This is a genomic window from Burkholderia sp. SIMBA_062 (genome assembly GCF_046534765.1).
Classification (GTDB): Bacteria; Pseudomonadota; Gammaproteobacteria; order Burkholderiales; family Burkholderiaceae; genus Burkholderia; species Burkholderia ambifaria.
Genome location: NZ_JAWRYD010000095.1, coordinates 1 through 850 on the forward strand (window position 1 = coordinate 1; position 850 = coordinate 850).

Below are 850 nucleotides of genomic sequence, written 5' to 3' on the forward strand. Positions count from 1 at the left end.
CCCGCACCCGGAAGCAACTGGTGCGTGAGATTGCCCAGCACTGCCAGCGCATCCAGAAAGTGCTGGAGGACGCTAACCTCAAGCTCGGCAGCGTGCTGTCCGACGTGCTCGGCAAGAGCGGCCGCGCCATGCTCCTGGCGATCATCGCGGGCGAGGACGACCCTGAACGCCTGGCCGCACTTGCGCAGGGCCATGCACGCAAGAAGACCGCCGAACTGCGCGAAGCGCTGCACGGGCGCATTACCGCCCATCACCGGACTCTGCTCAAGCTGCACCTCGATATCGTCCTGGCACTTGAGCACACCCTGGCGGAACTGGACGCCACCCTGGGAAAAGCGCTGGCGCCGATCCGGCAATGCGTGCGACTGCTCACCACGATGCCGGGCGTGAGTGACGTTACCGCCCAGGTGATCTTGGCCGAGGTCGGCGCCGACATGACACGCTTTCCCGATGCCGGCCACCTGATCTCGTGGGCCGGGCTGTGTCCCGGTAACGACGAGAGCGCCGGCAAGCGCCGAAGTACCCGCGTGCGTAAGGGTGGCACATGGCTGAAGACCACACTGGTCACGGCTGCCTGGGCTGCTGTCCGCGTCAGGAATTCCTATCTCCACGTGCAGTTTCTGCGGATTAAGGCCCGCAGAGGCTCCAGAAAAGCCATCCTCGCGGTAGCCGCCTCGATGCTCACCGCGGCTTACCATATGCTGCGAAACGGGGTTGAATATGCCGATCTCGGCGCTGATCACTTTGCCCGGCACGACACGAGTAAAACTATCCAACGCTTGCTGAAGCGCTTGAACGACCTCGGTTGCGAGGTTCAACCCGTTCTCGCTCCATAAGCGTTTCTTGCTAG

At 63.2% G+C, this 850-nt stretch carries 1 protein-coding gene; it reads left to right on the top strand.

The genetic code is table 11. The annotated features are described in order from the left end of the window. On the top strand, positions 1-836 hold an 836-nt coding region (locus SB786_RS35520; RefSeq protein ID WP_410731475.1), incomplete at its 5' end, for an IS110 family transposase. Between the last annotated feature and the right edge of the window lie 14 nt (positions 837-850).